The following is a 15,193-nucleotide window of genomic DNA, read 5'->3' on the forward strand; positions in this document are numbered from 1 at the left end:
ACGCACTTGTCAGGGCCTATTCATCTTGTTCGTCAGCCAGCTCATAGGGTTGAAGCTCGCTCAGTTGGGCGAGCAGTACCAGATGCTCGACTGCTTTGAGCTTTTCAAGCCGCTCGAGGCTGTCTGACCCTCCCAGCATCAAGGCAGGAACAAAGCCATACATTTCGTCTGCGGCCAACGTGCCGAGCCGTTCCCTGGCGGGTTCGAACAGGTCGTCGAAATAGATGCATTCGGTCATCAGCCACATGAGCAGGCCGTGGATCTTGTTGTCCCGCTCTTCGTCGCCTGAGCTGGGGGCGCCATCGAGGTAACGGGAATGGTACGCCGCAATGGTCAGCACCGAGCCGGTGTTCTCACCCCACAGGTACAGGTCGCCAAAAGCGCTACGGGCGATGAGGTGATAAGTGTCGCGTGCTTCGAAGTGCGTGCCTGACAGCCAATACGCTACTACGTCTTCGTAATCCTGAGGGTTTACCAGCCAGAACAGGCCACCGCCGTAGCCGCACCAGCCGTGCTCTTGCCAGTATCCCAGGAGACGGTTGGGGAGTTTGCCTTGGTAATGATCGAGGGCAGAGGGCGGTACTGGTTGGTGGCCGACGGGGTCGCCGAAGGTTTCGAGGAAGATGCTGAATATGACGTCCATTTGATTAAGTCCTTTTTAAGTGTTTAAAAGTCGGAGAAGCTGTAGGGTACCAGTGCCGAAAGTTGTGAAAGCATAATCAAGTGTTCAATTGTTTTTACTTTTTTAATTCGCTCCAGTCTTGCTTTTCCGCCGAAGACGAGTGCGGGGACGAAACCATACATTTCATCGTGATTGAGTGGGCCTAGATTGTTTCTTGACGGTTCGAATAAATCCTCGAAGTCATTGCTGTCCTTTTTAACCTGTAGAAAGAAAGATTGAACGTGCCTGTCAATGTTTGCTATTCGGCGGTTGTTGCCGCAATAGTGTGAGATATGGCTCGCAATGCATAGTGAGAAACCGGTTCTCTCTCCGTATAAGTAGAGGTCGCCAAACGCCCCGCGCGCGATCACATGGTAGGTGTCATGTTCGGCCAGGGACGTACCGTCAATCCAAGATGCAACGACGCCTTCATACTCTTGGGGGTCGACGGTCCAAAAAATACCATCACCATATCCACACCAGCCATGTGTCGTCCAATGTTCCAATAATTTCTTCGGCAGCTTTCTCCTGTAACGCTCGATGGTTGAAGGAGGAACCTCTTGCTTGTGAATAGGTGGTCCAATTGTATCGATAAAGACGGAATAGACGTCATCCATCATTTGGCTCCATATCAATCTAGCACTTGATCAGTTTGATGTTCATGAAGGAGGCATCTCCGCCTGATTTCAATGCTTCTTCGGCAGCTTGCTGTATACCCTTGATCTTGCTTTTCCACTGTGGGCCAATGGTGGAGTTGACTTGTTTGTCACCGAAATCGGCAATGACATCTCTTCCTCCAGCGGTCAGGTCCGGGTTGTGCAATGCCGCGAGCGTTGCCATCGTCTCCTTCGCTAATTTTGCAGCCGTCCTTTGGGCTTCACGTGGGCTCAAATCGTCTGGCAAGTCGTCCAGTATCCGTTGCTCTAACTTGTCTTGCATCTGTTTACGAGCTTTGCGCGCTACAATTGGGTTTCGCTTTACGGGATTGGCAACGTTTTCTAAAAACTCCTCAACCGTCAGCCGATTCAACCCATCCTGCTGCCCCTTCAACTGCCGTTCAAACTCGCCATGCTTGGCGGGTGGCAATTTATCGGCCTTGAAGCACGCCACGGTATGCAACGGCATGCTACCGGGCTTCCCTGTCGAGGGCTCCTTGTCTTTCCCTGCCGGCCGATCAGGCTGCATCGGTTGCGGCTCACCCACCGCCCCCTTGCGCCGCTCCGGCACCTGCAGGTCCGGCCGTTTCTTCAACCCCTCTTCATGCTTGAGCATCCATTGCCCCAGCCGCGCACCTTTGCGGCTGGCCGCCATCTCCTGCGCGAGCACCCGGGCATCACCGCGGCCGCGGGTGAGGTACGACACGATCGCCCCCAACAACAGCAGCACGACTTCCACGTGGGCTTGGGCAATCTGATGCGTCGCCCGGGATATCGCATAGGGGTCGTCCCGGCAGAGCGGGCCCGTGCCTTCATTGCCGCAGGTGCCTTCCCAGGCGAAGCGAATGCCGTCGACGTAGTACTCGCCGATACGCGGCAAGCCCTCGATGAAGAACTCGGCGATGGAAGCCAGCCCTAGCGCGCCGAGGATCCAGCCACTGACCTTGAGGCCCATGGCCGCGCCCGCGCCGGCAAACGGAATGGTTCCGGCGCCGCCGGCGAATGCGCCAACCCCCGCGCCAAGCAGGCCACCGGTAATGGTGCTGCCGGCGACGATCATCGCCATCTGCCGCACGACCATCAGCAGTTCGTCGACGATGCTGTTGATGTCGAGGTCGGCGAAGCGCTGGCGCAGCATGTGCGCCGCCTGCCATTCGGCGTGGTAGAAGGCGGTGCGGACGGCTTCTATCCGGCGCAGGTTGAGGCCTAGCGAGGCGACCTCTTCATTGAGGCTGGTGCGGAACTGGCCACCGCTTTGGTAGCCCACCATGGCGATGACACGTGACTCGATCTCGTGCCAGGAGGGCACGAGGTAATCCAGGTACATGAGGTGTCTCCCTGACAGCGTGTGCAGGGGGAAATCCCATCATGGATTCGGATCGGAAGTTTCTGAGCCAGTTGTAGGAAAATGCGACTTCGTTTCCGGCGTGTTCGGCGGAGTTAGGCTGTCGGGGTGGGCCTTGGGTGGGGCTTTAAATGTTTGTCGCTCCCGGGAGCGTGTGGCAGTTGCGCGGTGCTCGTTGCCGCAGGCGCCATACATCCCCAATCCCCCACAAAAGGTCCATAATCCCCCCTTAATCCGCCCAAGGTGCAATGCCAGCTACACCATTCCGGGAGCCCCACCATGCACGTTCTGCTCTGTGAGGACGACGACCTGATCGCCGCCGGCATCTGCGCCGGCCTTACCGCCCAGGGTCTGACCGTGGACCGTGTGGGCAACGCCGCCGATGCACGGGCAATGCTGCAGGCCGCGCAGTTCGACGTGATGATTCTCGACCTTGGCCTGCCCGACGAAGACGGCCTGAAGCTGTTGCGCCGCCTGCGCGAGAAAGGCGAGACGCTGCCAGTGCTGGTGCTCACCGCCCGTGATGCGGTCACCGACCGTGTCGATGGCCTGCAGGCCGGCGCCGACGACTACCTGCTCAAACCGTTCGACCTGCGCGAGCTGGCTGCTCGCCTGCACACCCTGCTGCGGCGCGTAGCCGGGCGGGCGGTGAATGTGATCGAACACGGCCCGCTGCGCTACGACCCGAGCAGCTGCGAGGCAACCCTGGCCGGCCAGCCGGTCGACCTGTCCCGGCGTGAACAGGCATTGCTCCAGGCGCTGCTGCAGAACCCCGGGCGGGTGCTGTCCAGCGAGCAGCTCAAAGACTGCGTGTACGGCTTCAGCGACGAAGTCGAGAGCAATGCCCTGAACGTGCATATCCACCATCTGCGGCGCAAGCTGGGCAATGGCATCGTCGAGACCGTGCGCGGCCTGGGCTACCGCCTTGGCCCGGCGCAGGCGCCGGAGGAAGCCGCATCATGAGCCTGAGGGTACGCCTGAGCCTGATCCTGGGCAGCGCCTTCGTGATCATCTGGGCGCTGGCCGCCGCGTGGATGCTGCGCGACCTGCGCCAGCAGATGATGTTCTCCCTCGACCAGCGCCTGGTGGCTTCGGCGCGCATGGTCGCCGGGCTGATCGACCAGCTGCCGCAGCCGCTGACCGCCAAGGGCGGGGAGGCGCACTTTTCCGCCGACCAGTTCAGCGTGCCGGACGGCATGGCCTGTCAGGTCAGCTCGCTGCGTGGCGAGATTCTCGCCAGCAACCACAAGCACGATGGCGTCATGGACGATGAACGCAGCGGTTTCCGTGACCAGACTATCGACGACGCCCTGTGGCGCACCTTTACCTACAACCATGGCGATGTGCGCATTACTACCGCCGACCGGCACATGGAGCGCGAGGCACTGAACCAGTCGATCCTGCTGGCGGCCTCGGCGCCGGTGCTGATGGCCCTGCTTGGCAGCCTGGGGTTGTTGTGGATCGGCCTGGGCAAGGGCCTGGAGCCGCTCAACCGAATGCGCGATGCCCTGCGCCGCCGGCGCGCGGACAGCGTCGAGCCGTTGCAGGTGGTGGGCATGCCCAGCGAACTGCAACCGTTGCTGGAAACCCAGAACCAGCTGTTCCTGCGCATTGCCCAGACCATCGAGCGTGAGCGGCGCCTGACCGACGATGCCGCGCATGAACTGCGCAGCCCGCTGACGGCGATCAAGACCCACCTGCAGGTGGCACGGATGACCGATGGCGCCGTGCGCGAGCAGGCGCTGGAGCATGCCGAGCAGGGCGCCGACCGCATGCACCGCACGCTGGAGCAGTTGCTGATGCTGGCGCGGGTGGAAGGCAGCCTGTCGTTCGAGGATGGCGTGCAGTGCAGCGCCGAGCAGGTGGCCCGGCAGGCGGTGCAGGATGCCGGCGGCGGTGACAACCGGCGCATCGTGCTGCGCTTGCCTGAAGCCGCTACGCAGATCTACCTGGGCATGCCGGCACCGTTGGCGGTGGCGGCGCTGCGCAACCTGCTGGACAACGCCTTGCGCCATGGCGGCGACGAGGCGGTGGAGCTTGAGGTGCAGATGGCTGACGGCCAGGTGGGCTTCATGGTGCGGGACCATGGGCCGGGGATTGCCGAGGCGGACCTTGAGCACCTGACCGAGCGCTTCTGGCGTAACGGGCAGAGTGGTGGATGCGGGCTGGGGCTGGCGATCGTACAGGCGATCGTGCAGCGTTGTGCCGGTAGCCTGAAGTTCGACAGCCGCAGTGATGGGTTGCGGGTGTTGTTGCAAGTGCCGGCGCGCTCGGGGAATTGATTTTTATTGCCTGTGCCGGCCTCTTTGCGGGTAAACCCGCTCCCACAGGTACTGCATCAACCCTGAGATCTGTGCCAATCCTGTGGGAGCGGGTTTACCCGCGAAGAGGCCGGGCCTGCTTTCAAAAATCCCACAGCAACCGCTAAATCCTCCCCGCACTCAAGCGTTTTCCAAGCGACGAACACCCGCACTTTCGCTTGCTTGCGAGGATTCACCCATGTCCACCGCTTCCTGCCTTGCCCAGGTCCCGCCGGCCAGCGCGCCGCGTGCCTTGTACGAGTTCACCGATTCACCCTTGCTGCAACGCCAGCAACAACAGGAGTCCAACGCCCGCAGCTACCCGCGGCGCATCCCCCTGGCACTCAAGCGCGCCCGTGGCATCCATGTGGAGGATGTCGAAGGCCGCCAGTTCATCGACTGCCTGGCCGGCGCCGGCACTCTGGCGCTGGGCCACAACCACCCGGTGGTGGTCGAGGCGATCCAGCGGGTACTGGCCGATGAACTGCCACTGCACACCCTGGACCTGACCACGCCGGTCAAGGACCGCTTCGTCCAGGACCTGTTCGGCGTGCTGCCCGAGGCGTTGCGCCGTGAAGCCAAGGTCCAGTTCTGCGGCCCGACCGGTACCGATGCGGTGGAAGCATCGCTGAAGCTGGTGCGCACTGCCACCGGCCGCAGCACCGTGCTGGCCTTCCAGGGCGCCTACCATGGCATGAGCCAGGGGGCGCTGAGCCTGATGGGCAGCCATGGGCCGAAGCAGCCGTTGGGGGCCTTGCTCGGCAACGGTGTGCAGTTCATGCCGTACCCCTACGACTACCGTTGCCCGTTCGGCTTGGGCGGCGAAGCCGGGGTCAGGGCCAACCTGCATTACCTGGAAACCCTGCTGCTCGACCCGGAAAGCGGCGTGCCGCTGCCGGCGGCGGTGATCCTCGAGGTGGTGCAGGGCGAGGGCGGGGTGATTCCGGCCGATATCGAGTGGCTCAAGGGGGTACGCCGTATCACCGAGCAGGCCGGCGTGGCGTTGATCGTCGATGAGATCCAGAGCGGTTTCGCCCGTACCGGGCGCATGTTCGCCTTCGAGCATGCCGGCATCATCCCGGATGTGGTCACCTTGTCCAAGGCCATTGGCGGCAGCCTGCCGCTGGCGGTGGTGGTGTACCGCGACTGGCTGGACACCTGGAAGCCGGGCGCCCACGCCGGCACTTTCCGTGGTAACCAGATGGCCATGGCGGCGGGCTCGGCAGTGATCGATTACCTGGTCGAGCATCGCCTGGCAGAGCATGCCGAGGCCATGGGGCAGCGCCTGCGCCAGCACCTGCAGCAGTTGCAGCGGGACTATCCGCAGTTGGGTGATATTCGCGGGCGTGGGCTGATGCTTGGGGTGGAACTGGTGGATCCGCAAAGCCAGCGGGATGCGCTTGGGCATCCGGCGGCCAACCGTGAGTTGGCGGCGAAGGTGCAGCGCGAGTGCCTCAAGCGCGGGCTGATCCTGGAGCTCGGTGGGCGGCATGGGGCGGTGGTGCGCTTCCTGCCGCCGTTGATCATCAGTGGCGAGCAGATCGATGAGGTCGCGCAGCGCTTTGCCGAGGCGTTGATCGCGGCGGTCTGATCGATTGCCTGGGCCGCTGCGCGGCCCTATCGCCGGCAAGCCGGCTCCCACAGGGACTGCGCCGACCGGAAGGCTTGCGCTGTACCTGTGGGAGCCGGCTTGCCGGCGATAGGGGCGCAAAGCGCCCCCTGGCAATCCCGGCTACCAGCCGCGCCCGGAATTCACCCAGAAGTTCACCGACAGCGAGGTGGTCACAGACTCCACCTGGTGGAACCACCCTTCGGGCAGGAACAACAGGTCACCGGCCTGCAGCACCACGCGCAGGAACGGCACCTCGCGCGCCGCCGGGAAGCGCTGGTAGTCCGGGGCGTCGGGGTTGAAGTCGCAGCCGTCCAGGCCGCCCTTGGGGCTGGTCGACCAGGTACCCAGGGCCGGGCGATGGTGCGGCGCGGCAAGGATGAACGACTTCTGCCCCCATACCTGTGCGAACAGGTTGTCGGTGTCGTCGCGGTGCAGCGGCGTCAGTGTGCCCTTGGGGCCAATCCAGATACGCGGCGCAATGAACTTCTCGCGGGCGAAGTACTGCGGGTAGCGAATCAGCGTCAGCAGCTTTTCCGGCAGGATGTTGTTGCCCATGTAGGCCGGGGTTTCGCTGGGTTTGGCAGGGGTGTCCAGCGAGGCGATGAAGTCGGCCATGGAAGTGGAACGGAAGTCGCGGTCGGTGGAGAAGGTCTTCTTCACGTAGTCGCCGTGCCGGGTGATGCCCTGCAGTTCGGCGAAATGCTCCAGCGAAGCTTCGCGGCCTATGGTGAACAGCGGCCAGTCCTGCAGGGCATCGCTGATGACCACCGGCGTGCCGTGCTCCAGGTAATCGCCCTGGAAGCGCGCCAGCGGCATGTCGGCGCGGGCAATGCGTGCCACCTCGCGCTGCACCGGTTGCGCGGCCGACACCCGTTCGCTGAGGCGTGCCGGTGTTGGATAGCGTTGGTTCATCGACACCTTGGTCGCCGGCGCGCCGCGCCGGGCGTTGCTGATGATCTGCGGCAGCAGGGTGGCCAAACCCATGTTGCCGCTGATCTTCAGGCGGGCGCTGGCGAACAGTTCTTCGACGTTGGCGGTGCCGCCCATGATGCCGATGAAGTCACGCTCGGTCACTTCGATGGTAACGTCCGGGGCGCTGTGCCGGCCGGCACCGGTGCGGCTGCTGTCGCGCACCTCCGACCAGAAGGCCCGGTCCTGGCCGAAGACGAACTGGAAAACGCCTTCGATGCCCACGGCATGGGCGTTGGCGAACAGTTTGCTGAGGATGCTCTGAAGGTCCACGGTATGCCTCTGGCGGTCTTTCGTTGTGCAGGGATAACGAGTGCCTGCACCAACGATTTAGCCGTGTGGGCGGGTAATTTTTCGGTGTGCTGCTACGTCCCGTAGGGAGGCTCGAGTCACATTGTTCACCCAAGGAACCCACATGGCACTGCACCCTGATCTGGCGGCATTTCTGGAACTGGTCGAATTTGGCCGGCTGACGGGCAGGAGCCTGCCCATGCACGCGATGGACGTGGCCCAGGCCCGTGCCGAGTTTGAAGGCAGCTCGCAGGTACTCGACCCGAGCCCGCCCGGCAACGTCACGGCCAGCGAACTGCAGATTACCGCGCGCGACGGTACTTGCCTGGCTGCTCGCCTGTACCGCCAGGGCAATGCTGGAGCTGCCTTGCAGCCAGTGATCCTGTACCTGCATGGCGGCGGCTACGTGGTCGGCAGCCTCGATTCGCATGACTCGGTGTGCCGTCGCCTGGCGGCCCTGGGCGAGTTCGCGGTGCTGGCGGCGGACTACCGGCTGGCGCCGGAGCAGCAGTTCCCGAAGGCCCTGCACGATGTACTGGACGCCGCCAACTGGCTCGCTGAGCAGGCGGCCTCGCTGGGCCTGGACAACCGCCGGGTGGTGCTGGCAGGGGACAGCGTGGGTGCCAGCCTGGCGGCGGTGCTGGCCATTACGGCAGTGGAGCAGCCCGAGGCGCTGGCGTTCAAGCCGCTGGCACAGTTGCTGTTCTACCCGGTGACCGATATCTCCTGCTGGCGTGAGTCCCATCGCGAGCATGCCGAGGGTTACCTGCTGGAGACGCCTACCCTGGAGTGGTTCTACCAGCACTATGCGCCGCAGCGCGAGCAGCGCCTTGACTGGCGGGTATCGCCGTTGCTGTCGACGCTGCGCGAGCCATTGGCGCCGGCTTGCCTGTTCGTGGCCGAGTATGACCCGTTGCATGATGAGGGCATGGCTTATCGTGACTGGCTGGTGGCGGGTGGGACGGCGGTGGCCTTTGCCCGGGTGGAGGGGGTGACCCATGACTTCTTGCGCATGTCGGGGATTGTGGGGCAGGTGGAGGGGATTTACCGGGATGTCGGGGAGTGGTTGAAGCGGGTCGGTGGCCAGTCCTGACTTGAGCTCGCCGGGGGCGCGTTGCGCCCCTATCGCCGGCAAGCCGGCTCCCACCCCGACCGCACCGACTTCAAGCCATGTGCAGTACCTGTGGGAGCCGGCTTGCCGGCGATAGGGCCGGTACTGGCAACCCTCAAGCGCGCAGGTAGCGCTTCAGAATATCCCCCAATCGCTCGATCTCCGCCTCGGTATTCAACAGCCCAGGCGCCGTCCGCACCACCGGCCCGACATCCCGGGACACCGCATCGACCACGATGCGCTGGCTGTTGAGATACCGGGCCACCTCGTCAGCATCCTGCCCCGTGACCCGGAAGAAGGTGAACCCCGCCGAATACTGCGTGCTGCGCGGTGTCACCAACTCGACCCCCGGCAGCGCCTCAAGCCGCTGCCTGAGATAGCCATTAAGCCCATGAATCCGCGCCTGCACCGCCGCCTTGCCCAGCTGCAGGTGCAGCTCGAACGCCTTGCCCAAGGCCCAGCGGTGCTCGAACGCGTGGTAACCCCCGGGCGTCATCACCGTGGCAAAGTCCTCGTTCTCGGAAAACGTGGCGATGGTCGGGTTCAGTTGCTTCAGTTCGGTGGACGCCGCGCAGATGATCCCCGTACCTCTCGGCCCGAACATCCACTTGTGCGTGCCGGCGATGAAGTAGTCGCAGTTGAGATCTGCAAAGCGCATGTCTTCGACGCCAAAGCCATGCACACCGTCGATCACGTAGATGATCTGGTCCTGCTCGTCACGCTGGCGATTGACCTCGCGCACCAGCGCGCCGATCTCGCCCACGGGCAGTTTGACGCCACTGCCCGAGTGCACCCAGGTCATGCCCAGTACTCGTGTTTTCGGCCCGATGGCTGCGGCGATGGTGGTCAGTACCTGGTCGCTGTTGACCTTGGCGGGGTCGTCGAACAGGCGCAACCGGTGCACCGGTGTGCCATCGCGCGTGGTGCGAAAGGCTATGGTATGGCGGGCGGCCGAATGCTCGTGCACGGTGGTGAGAATTTCCTGCCCCGGGGCAATCTTCAGCCCGCCATAGATCAGCCCCAGGCCTTCGGTGGTGCTGCCGGTCAGGGCAATTTGCCGGGGCGTCACTTCGAGGTAGCGGGCTGCCCATTCACGCACGGCGGCCTCGTGCTTCCACTCCGATTGGCTGTCCCAGTCGACCATGCGGGCCGGGTGGTGGTCGAAGCGGGCGCGTAGCGCCTCGATGGCTTCGCGCACGGGCCGTGGGTGCGAGGTGATCAGGAAGTTGGCAAAGTGCGCGTACGCCGGGTCCAGCTCGAACAGGTTGCGAAACCCGGCCCAGTCGCTGGCGGTTGCAGGCTGCGCAGCCGCCGCTTGGGCGGCAGGCAGCAGTGGGCCTGTGAGGGGCAGGGCGGCCGCAAGCAGGCCGGCCTGCTTGAGAAAGGTGCGACGATCGTTCATCAAATGGCTCGCAAGGGTCAGGGGGATGAGGTGGCGACAGGATGCGCGGCGCGCTGCACCTGCTCCCACACCCGCAGGAAGTTGCCGCCCCAGAGCTTGGCGATATCTGCTTCGGAGTAGCCGCGGCTGATCAGTTCGGCGGTGACGTTGCGTGCTTCACTGGCGTTTTGCCAACCGTCGATGCCACCGCCTTCGTTGAAGTCCGAGCTCAGGCCGACATGATCGATGCCGATCTTGCGCACGGTGTAGTCGATGGCGTCGCCATAGTCCTTGAGCGTGGCCGGCGGCTCCTCTTCGAGAATGCCGTACAGCGCGTTGGCGTACTGGCCGACCTTCTGCTCGGGCCAGCCGGCGATCACCGGGTCACCTGGCATCAGTGCGTAGTCGAGGTTGGCCAATGGCGGCAGGTCGTAGCGGGCGCGCAGGGCGTTGAGTTTGTCCTGGGTCTTGCTGCTCAAGGGCTTGAGGTAGGTGGAGAAGGCCACCAGCTGGACCACGCCGCCGCTGTCCTTGATCAGCTGCAGCTCCTTGTCGGAGAGGTTGCGCCTGATGTCGACCATCGCCCGTGGCGCCGAGTGCGAGGCCACCACCGGCGCGCGGCTGAGGGCAACGGCCTGGGCCAGCGCCTTGCTGGACATTTGCGACACATCGATGATCACGCCCAGGTCGTTCAGCCGCTGCACGGCGCGCTTGCCGACCGGCGACAGGCCGTCCAGGGCATCGGCGGTGTCATTGAAGAACGGCAGCGGACGCGAGGAGTCGGCCCAGCTGTTGTTGCCCACATAGCTGAAGCCGAACATGCGCACGCCGCGCGCGGCCCAGCGGTCGAGCTGGTCGATGTCATCGCCCAGCGCATAGGCGTTGAGCATGCTGAGGAACACCGCGAACTTGCCTTCGCCGTGCAGGCGCCGCATGTCTTGCGGGGTATAGGCAATACCCACCTGCTGCGGGAAGTCGCGGACCATGGCGGTGATGGCGTTGTAGCGCACCTCCTGGGTGTGGCGGGCGGCTTCGACGAAGCCTGGGGTCGGGCGGTGCGGGCCGCCGTCTCCGGTCCAGGACTCTGGCCAGGCGAAGATGGTCAGGGCCGCGCCGGACAAACGCCCGCGTGCGGCCTTGGCCAGGTCGAAGCGGCCATCGCCATCCTTGTCGGCCTCACTGCCTTCGGTGCCGAAGGTCAGCGGCAGGGTGACATGGCTGTCGAACGAGATGATGCGTTCCTGCAGGTCGTTGGCCTGGCGGGTCACCTCCCTGGAATAGCCAGCGGGTGTGGCGAAGTAGTGCCAGGCGGCAAACCCGGCACCAGCGGCAACCGCCGCGTACAGGCTGATAAACAGGGCTTTCTTCCAGCGTGGAGTCGTCATCTTGGTCTCAGTAGGTTCACCGTCGAGGGATGGGCACAGAGGCCGCCGCTACCTGCAGTGAACGAGCTTGCACCCGGGAAATTTAGCCGCTATCAGGTCGCTGGCGCAGGGCCCTGTAGGAGCGGCCTTGTGTCGCGATAGGGGTGCGCAGCGCCCCCAGGATCTTCGCACCTCTGCAAAATTGCCGGGGCCGCCTTGCGGCCCTTTCGCGACACAAGGCCGCTCCTACATTGACCGAGTTGCCCTCAGGGGCGGGGGTGGCAAGCCGCTAAATTTCGCCTGCCGTGCAACGTTCTAGCCTTGGACGGGCCGTGCTCCATGGCCGCAATGAATGCACAGGTATGCAATGACGATTTCCCGACGCGGTTTCATCGCCGGTGTGGCACTGACGGGTGTGGTGGTGCCCGGTGCGCTGGGGGCGCTGTATGTGCAGCGCCAGCGTGCCGCCGAGGAATTCCCGGAAACCCCTGGCGAGGCCGTCGTCGAGTTGGCCGATACCCGCCTGCAGCAGTTGGGCGATACCCTGCGCGGCATCTGGCGCTGGACGCTGCTGGGCAAGGATGCGGGGCTGGACGGCCTACCCACGAGTGAACTGGAGCTGTTCCTGGATGTGGCAACCAGCGGACGCGCCCTGCGCGGCTACCTGGATACTCCCGAGCGCCTGCGTGGGCAGGATGAGCCGCGCTACCGCGTGATAGGCGACCTGCTGGCGGACAAACCGGGCACCCTGCGCTGGCGCCTGTTTTCGGCCCAGGCCCGCTATGAATGCCATATCGTGCTCGACGAGGTCTGGGGCCGGTTCGGCAACGCCGGGCCGGCCACCCTCAACGGGCGCATTGCACGCCTGGACCGCGCGCTGACTTTGCCTGTGGAGGACAACCAGTTCCTGGCCTTGAAGCGCACCTTCCCCGAGGCGCGCGAGCGTACCCCGCTGAACCCGCAGTTGTTGGCCTGGCTGACCACCCCGGAGCATCGCCTGTTCCACCAGCTGTGGCACTCGTCGCGGGACAAATGGCACAAGCTGGGCAAGGACAAGCAGGGCGCCCTTCGTGGCCTGGGCTGGCAGCCCGGGCCACGTGATCGCGAGCGTGACGCGCGGGGCCGGCACAAGGACCGCAACGGCTCGGGAGAAGACTTTTTATTCATGCACCGGCACATGCTTGGCAGAGCCCGTGCCTTGCAGGACTTACCGTCATGGACGCGCTTCCCGCTGCCGCAGCCGGAACTGGAGCGCGACCGGGCCGGATTCGCCCGCTACTTCGACAACCATGACGGCAATGCCCTGCCGCCCACCTGGCTGACCAGCGGTGATGCGGAATACACCCAGTGGGTGCGCGACATCAAGACGCCGGATGCCTTCCATGGCAACTTCCAGGTCTGGGAGTCGCGCTACACCGATCCGGAGTACCTGAGCACCTTGACCCTGGGCCAGTTCGGTTCGGAAGTGGAACTGGGCCTGCACGACTGGCTGCACATGCGCTGGGCGTCGGTACCGCGCGACCCGTCAAACGGTATGCCGGTGCCGACGGCGCGTACGCCGGATGATTTTGCCGAACGCTGGTTCGCAGAACAGAACGATTTTCTCGGTGACCCGTTTTCATCCCATGTGAACCCGGTGTTCTGGCACTTTCATGGCTGGATCGACGACCGCATCGAGGACTGGTTCCACGCCCATGAGCGGCTGCACCCAGGCGAGGTACGGCGCCTGGAAGTCAATGGCGTACCATGGTTTGCGCCAGGGCGCTGGGTGGAGGTGGCCGACCCGTGGCTGGGGCCGGATACCCATGGTTGCTCGACGGTGCCGGGTTTGCGGCCCGGGCGCAGTGTGGAGATGGACCCGGAGACCATGAAGCTGGCGTTGCGCATCATCTACAGCGATGACGACCTGCTCGACAAGCTGCGGCCCAAGGTACCGCAGCGGCCGTGGTATGCGCGCAACCTGAAGGTGCGGAATTAGTCGCTGCCTATACCGGCCCTATCGCCGGCAAGCCGGCTCCCACAGGTACAGCGCATGTCTTGACCCCGGCGCAGATCCTGTGGGAGCTGGCTTGCCGGCGATAGGCCGGTACAGGTGACCCTACTGGCTGACCACCCAGCCACCCCCCAATGCCTTGTACAACGCCACGCTACCCTGCAACCGGGCCAGGCGCAGTTGTGCCTGCTGGTCCTGCGCCGCATACAAGGTGCGCTGAGTCTCCAGCACGCTCAACAGCGTCTCCGCTCCTGCGCCATAACGCTGCTGCGCCAGGTCGAATGCCAGGCGCGCCTGCGCCACTTCTTCATCCTGCCACTGCCGCTGGCGGTCCACGCCCTGGATCGCATTGAGCGCCTTTTCGACATCGGCAAAACCGGCCAGGATGCTGCTGCGGTAGGTCTCCAGCAACTCTGCCTGTTCAGCCTCGGCAAGTTCACGCGCGGCGCGCAGGCGGCCGTTGTTGAAGACCGGCGCGACCAGGCCGCTGGTGAGGGTGTAGTAGGAGCTGTCGAACAAATGGGCAAAGGTATTGGCGCCAGCTCCCAGGTTGGCCCCGAGGGTGAGCTTGGGCAGCATGGCGGCGCGGGCGACCTGCACATTGGCGCTGGCGGCGGCGAGCCGAGCTTCTGCTGCGGCAATGTCCGGGCGGCGGGTGAGCAGCTCGCTGGGCACGCCGCTGCCAATGGCGGGCCATTGCAGGGTGTTGATCGCGTCCTGACTGGTGGGCAGCGACTGCACCGGGTCGCCGAGCAGGGTTGCCAGGGTGACCCGGCTGTCTTGCCACTTCTGTTCCAGTAACGGCAACTGACGTTGCTGCGCAGCCACCAGACTGCGCTGCTGGGCCAGTTCCAGGCGCGTGGCGGAACCGCTGCGCTGGCGTGCCTCGACCAGGCCCAGCACGTCCTTGGCATTGCGCAGGTTGAGGCGGGCAATGCGTAACTGTTCCTGCAAAGCCAGGCCCTGCAGGTAACTGTCGGCCACCGCGCTGACCAGGGTCAGCTCCACGGTCTGGCGGTCGAAGCGGCTGGCATCCAGGCTGCGCAGGGCGCTGTCACGGGTCGCTCGCAGGCCACCCCAGAAGTCGATTTCGTAGCTGGCGCTGAGCTGCATGTCGAACGAGGTGCTGGTGGGTTCGCCGCGGCTGACATCCAGCTGGTCGTAGCCGTCACCGTGCAGCAGGCGTTGGCGGCTACCATCCAGGCCCAGCTTCAGCTCCGGTAGCAGCGGCGCGCCGGCGATGACTGCGCGGGCCTGGGCCTGGCGTACCCGTGCCGTGGCAGCAGCCAGGTCGTGGGCATTGTGCAGGGCGTGCTGCACCAGGCGGTCGAGTTCGCGGCTGGCGAAGGCTTGCCACCACTGCGTCGTTGGCAGTTGGGCCGAGGGTGACGCGGCCTCGCCTTGCCAGGCAGATGGCGCGGCAATACCGCTGGCGGGTGTTTGCGGCGTGCTGCAGGCGGCGAGGCATACGCACAGGGGCAACAGGCTGATGCGGCTAGGCAGAGTCATG

General features: G+C 64.5%; 12 protein-coding genes. 5 read left to right on the forward strand and 7 right to left on the reverse strand.

Features of this window, described 5'->3' with window-relative positions; all coding sequences use genetic code 11:
• Positions 1–16: 16 nt before the first annotated feature.
• The 3 genes from CAG18_RS04340 to CAG18_RS04350 are packed head-to-tail and all read right to left on the reverse strand — an operon-like array spanning position 17 to position 2,644.
• A complete protein-coding gene (locus CAG18_RS04340; protein WP_085720456.1) occupies positions 17–643 on the reverse strand; it encodes a GAD-like domain-containing protein in 627 nt (208 codons plus the stop codon).
• Between the two features lie 23 nt (positions 644–666).
• Positions 667–1,278 (reverse strand): GAD-like domain-containing protein, encoded by a 612-nt coding sequence (locus tag CAG18_RS04345; RefSeq protein ID WP_015271118.1) that lies wholly within the window; start codon positions 1,276–1,278, stop codon positions 667–669.
• A 19-nt stretch (positions 1,279–1,297) separates the two neighbouring features.
• Complete coding sequence (locus tag CAG18_RS04350) at positions 1,298–2,644, reverse strand: DUF6861 domain-containing protein (RefSeq protein WP_085720457.1); 1,347 nt, start codon at positions 2,642–2,644, stop codon at positions 1,298–1,300.
• Positions 2,645–2,941: 297 nt separating this feature from the next.
• Here CAG18_RS04350 and CAG18_RS04355 point away from each other — a divergent pair, with 297 nt between their 5' ends.
• From CAG18_RS04355 to CAG18_RS04365, 3 genes are all read left to right on the forward strand, one after another.
• Positions 2,942–3,625: a response regulator transcription factor gene (locus tag CAG18_RS04355; RefSeq protein ID WP_013973469.1), complete on the forward strand. Its 684-nt coding sequence runs from the start codon at positions 2,942–2,944 to the stop codon at positions 3,623–3,625.
• Complete coding sequence (locus tag CAG18_RS04360) at positions 3,622–4,944, forward strand: ATP-binding protein (protein WP_085720458.1); 1,323 nt, start codon at positions 3,622–3,624, stop codon at positions 4,942–4,944. Before CAG18_RS04355 ends, CAG18_RS04360 begins: the two co-directional genes overlap by 4 nt.
• Positions 4,945–5,161: 217 nt before the next feature.
• On the forward strand, positions 5,162–6,553 hold the full coding sequence (locus tag CAG18_RS04365) for an aspartate aminotransferase family protein (RefSeq protein WP_085720459.1): 1,392 nt from the start codon (positions 5,162–5,164) through the stop codon (positions 6,551–6,553).
• Positions 6,554–6,694: 141 nt separating this feature from the next.
• Here CAG18_RS04365 and CAG18_RS04370 read toward each other — a convergent pair whose 3' ends face one another.
• Positions 6,695–7,816 (reverse strand): cupin-like domain-containing protein, encoded by a 1,122-nt coding sequence (locus tag CAG18_RS04370; protein WP_085720460.1) that lies wholly within the window; start codon positions 7,814–7,816, stop codon positions 6,695–6,697.
• Between the two features lie 142 nt (positions 7,817–7,958).
• Between CAG18_RS04370 and CAG18_RS04375 the strand changes: the two genes are divergently transcribed.
• Positions 7,959–8,927, forward strand: coding sequence for an alpha/beta hydrolase (locus CAG18_RS04375; RefSeq protein WP_085720461.1), 969 nt, complete (start codon positions 7,959–7,961; stop codon positions 8,925–8,927).
• 133 nt (positions 8,928–9,060) lie between these two features.
• On the opposite strand, the gene CAG18_RS04380 is transcribed toward CAG18_RS04375, so the two are convergent.
• Positions 9,061–10,347: an aminotransferase class V-fold PLP-dependent enzyme gene (locus CAG18_RS04380; protein WP_085720462.1), complete on the reverse strand. Its 1,287-nt coding sequence runs from the start codon at positions 10,345–10,347 to the stop codon at positions 9,061–9,063.
• 17 nt (positions 10,348–10,364) lie between these two features.
• Positions 10,365–11,711, reverse strand: coding sequence for a pyoverdine-tailoring dipeptidase-like protein PvdM (pvdM, locus tag CAG18_RS04385; RefSeq protein WP_085720463.1), 1,347 nt, complete (start codon positions 11,709–11,711; stop codon positions 10,365–10,367).
• A gap of 346 nt (positions 11,712–12,057) precedes the next feature.
• On the opposite strand from pvdM, the gene CAG18_RS04390 reads away from it, so the two are divergent.
• Positions 12,058–13,668: a PvdJ/PvdD/PvdP-like protein gene (locus tag CAG18_RS04390; protein WP_085720464.1), complete on the forward strand. Its 1,611-nt coding sequence runs from the start codon at positions 12,058–12,060 to the stop codon at positions 13,666–13,668.
• A 120-nt stretch (positions 13,669–13,788) separates the two neighbouring features.
• On the opposite strand, the gene CAG18_RS04395 is transcribed toward CAG18_RS04390, so the two are convergent.
• On the reverse strand, positions 13,789–15,192 hold the full coding sequence (locus CAG18_RS04395) for an efflux transporter outer membrane subunit (protein ID WP_085720465.1): 1,404 nt from the start codon (positions 15,190–15,192) through the stop codon (positions 13,789–13,791).
• Position 15,193: the final 1 nt, after the last annotated feature.

The organism is Pseudomonas sp. B22(2017), assembly GCF_002113105.1.
In the GTDB taxonomy this organism is placed as follows: domain Bacteria; phylum Pseudomonadota; class Gammaproteobacteria; order Pseudomonadales; family Pseudomonadaceae; genus Aquipseudomonas; species Aquipseudomonas asiatica.

Bases quoted from the DNA above. Each gene is read 5' to 3' on its own strand.
- CAG18_RS04340 (WP_085720456.1), bottom strand. From the start codon at position 643: ATGGACGTCATATTCAGCATCTTCCTCGAAACCTTCGGCGACCCCGTC.
- CAG18_RS04345 (WP_015271118.1), bottom strand. From the start codon at position 1,278: ATGGATGACGTCTATTCCGTCTTTATCGATACAATTGGACCACCTATT.
- CAG18_RS04350 (WP_085720457.1), bottom strand. From the start codon at position 2,644: ATGTACCTGGATTACCTCGTGCCCTCCTGGCACGAGATCGAGTCACGT.
- CAG18_RS04355 (WP_013973469.1), top strand. From the start codon at position 2,942: ATGCACGTTCTGCTCTGTGAGGACGACGACCTGATCGCCGCCGGCATC.
- CAG18_RS04360 (WP_085720458.1), top strand. From the start codon at position 3,622: ATGAGCCTGAGGGTACGCCTGAGCCTGATCCTGGGCAGCGCCTTCGTG.
- CAG18_RS04365 (WP_085720459.1), top strand. From the start codon at position 5,162: ATGTCCACCGCTTCCTGCCTTGCCCAGGTCCCGCCGGCCAGCGCGCCG.
- CAG18_RS04375 (WP_085720461.1), top strand. From the start codon at position 7,959: ATGGCACTGCACCCTGATCTGGCGGCATTTCTGGAACTGGTCGAATTT.
- CAG18_RS04380 (WP_085720462.1), bottom strand. From the start codon at position 10,347: ATGAACGATCGTCGCACCTTTCTCAAGCAGGCCGGCCTGCTTGCGGCC.
- pvdM (WP_085720463.1), bottom strand. From the start codon at position 11,711: ATGACGACTCCACGCTGGAAGAAAGCCCTGTTTATCAGCCTGTACGCG.
- CAG18_RS04390 (WP_085720464.1), top strand. From the start codon at position 12,058: ATGACGATTTCCCGACGCGGTTTCATCGCCGGTGTGGCACTGACGGGT.
- CAG18_RS04395 (WP_085720465.1), bottom strand. From the start codon at position 15,192: ATGACTCTGCCTAGCCGCATCAGCCTGTTGCCCCTGTGCGTATGCCTC.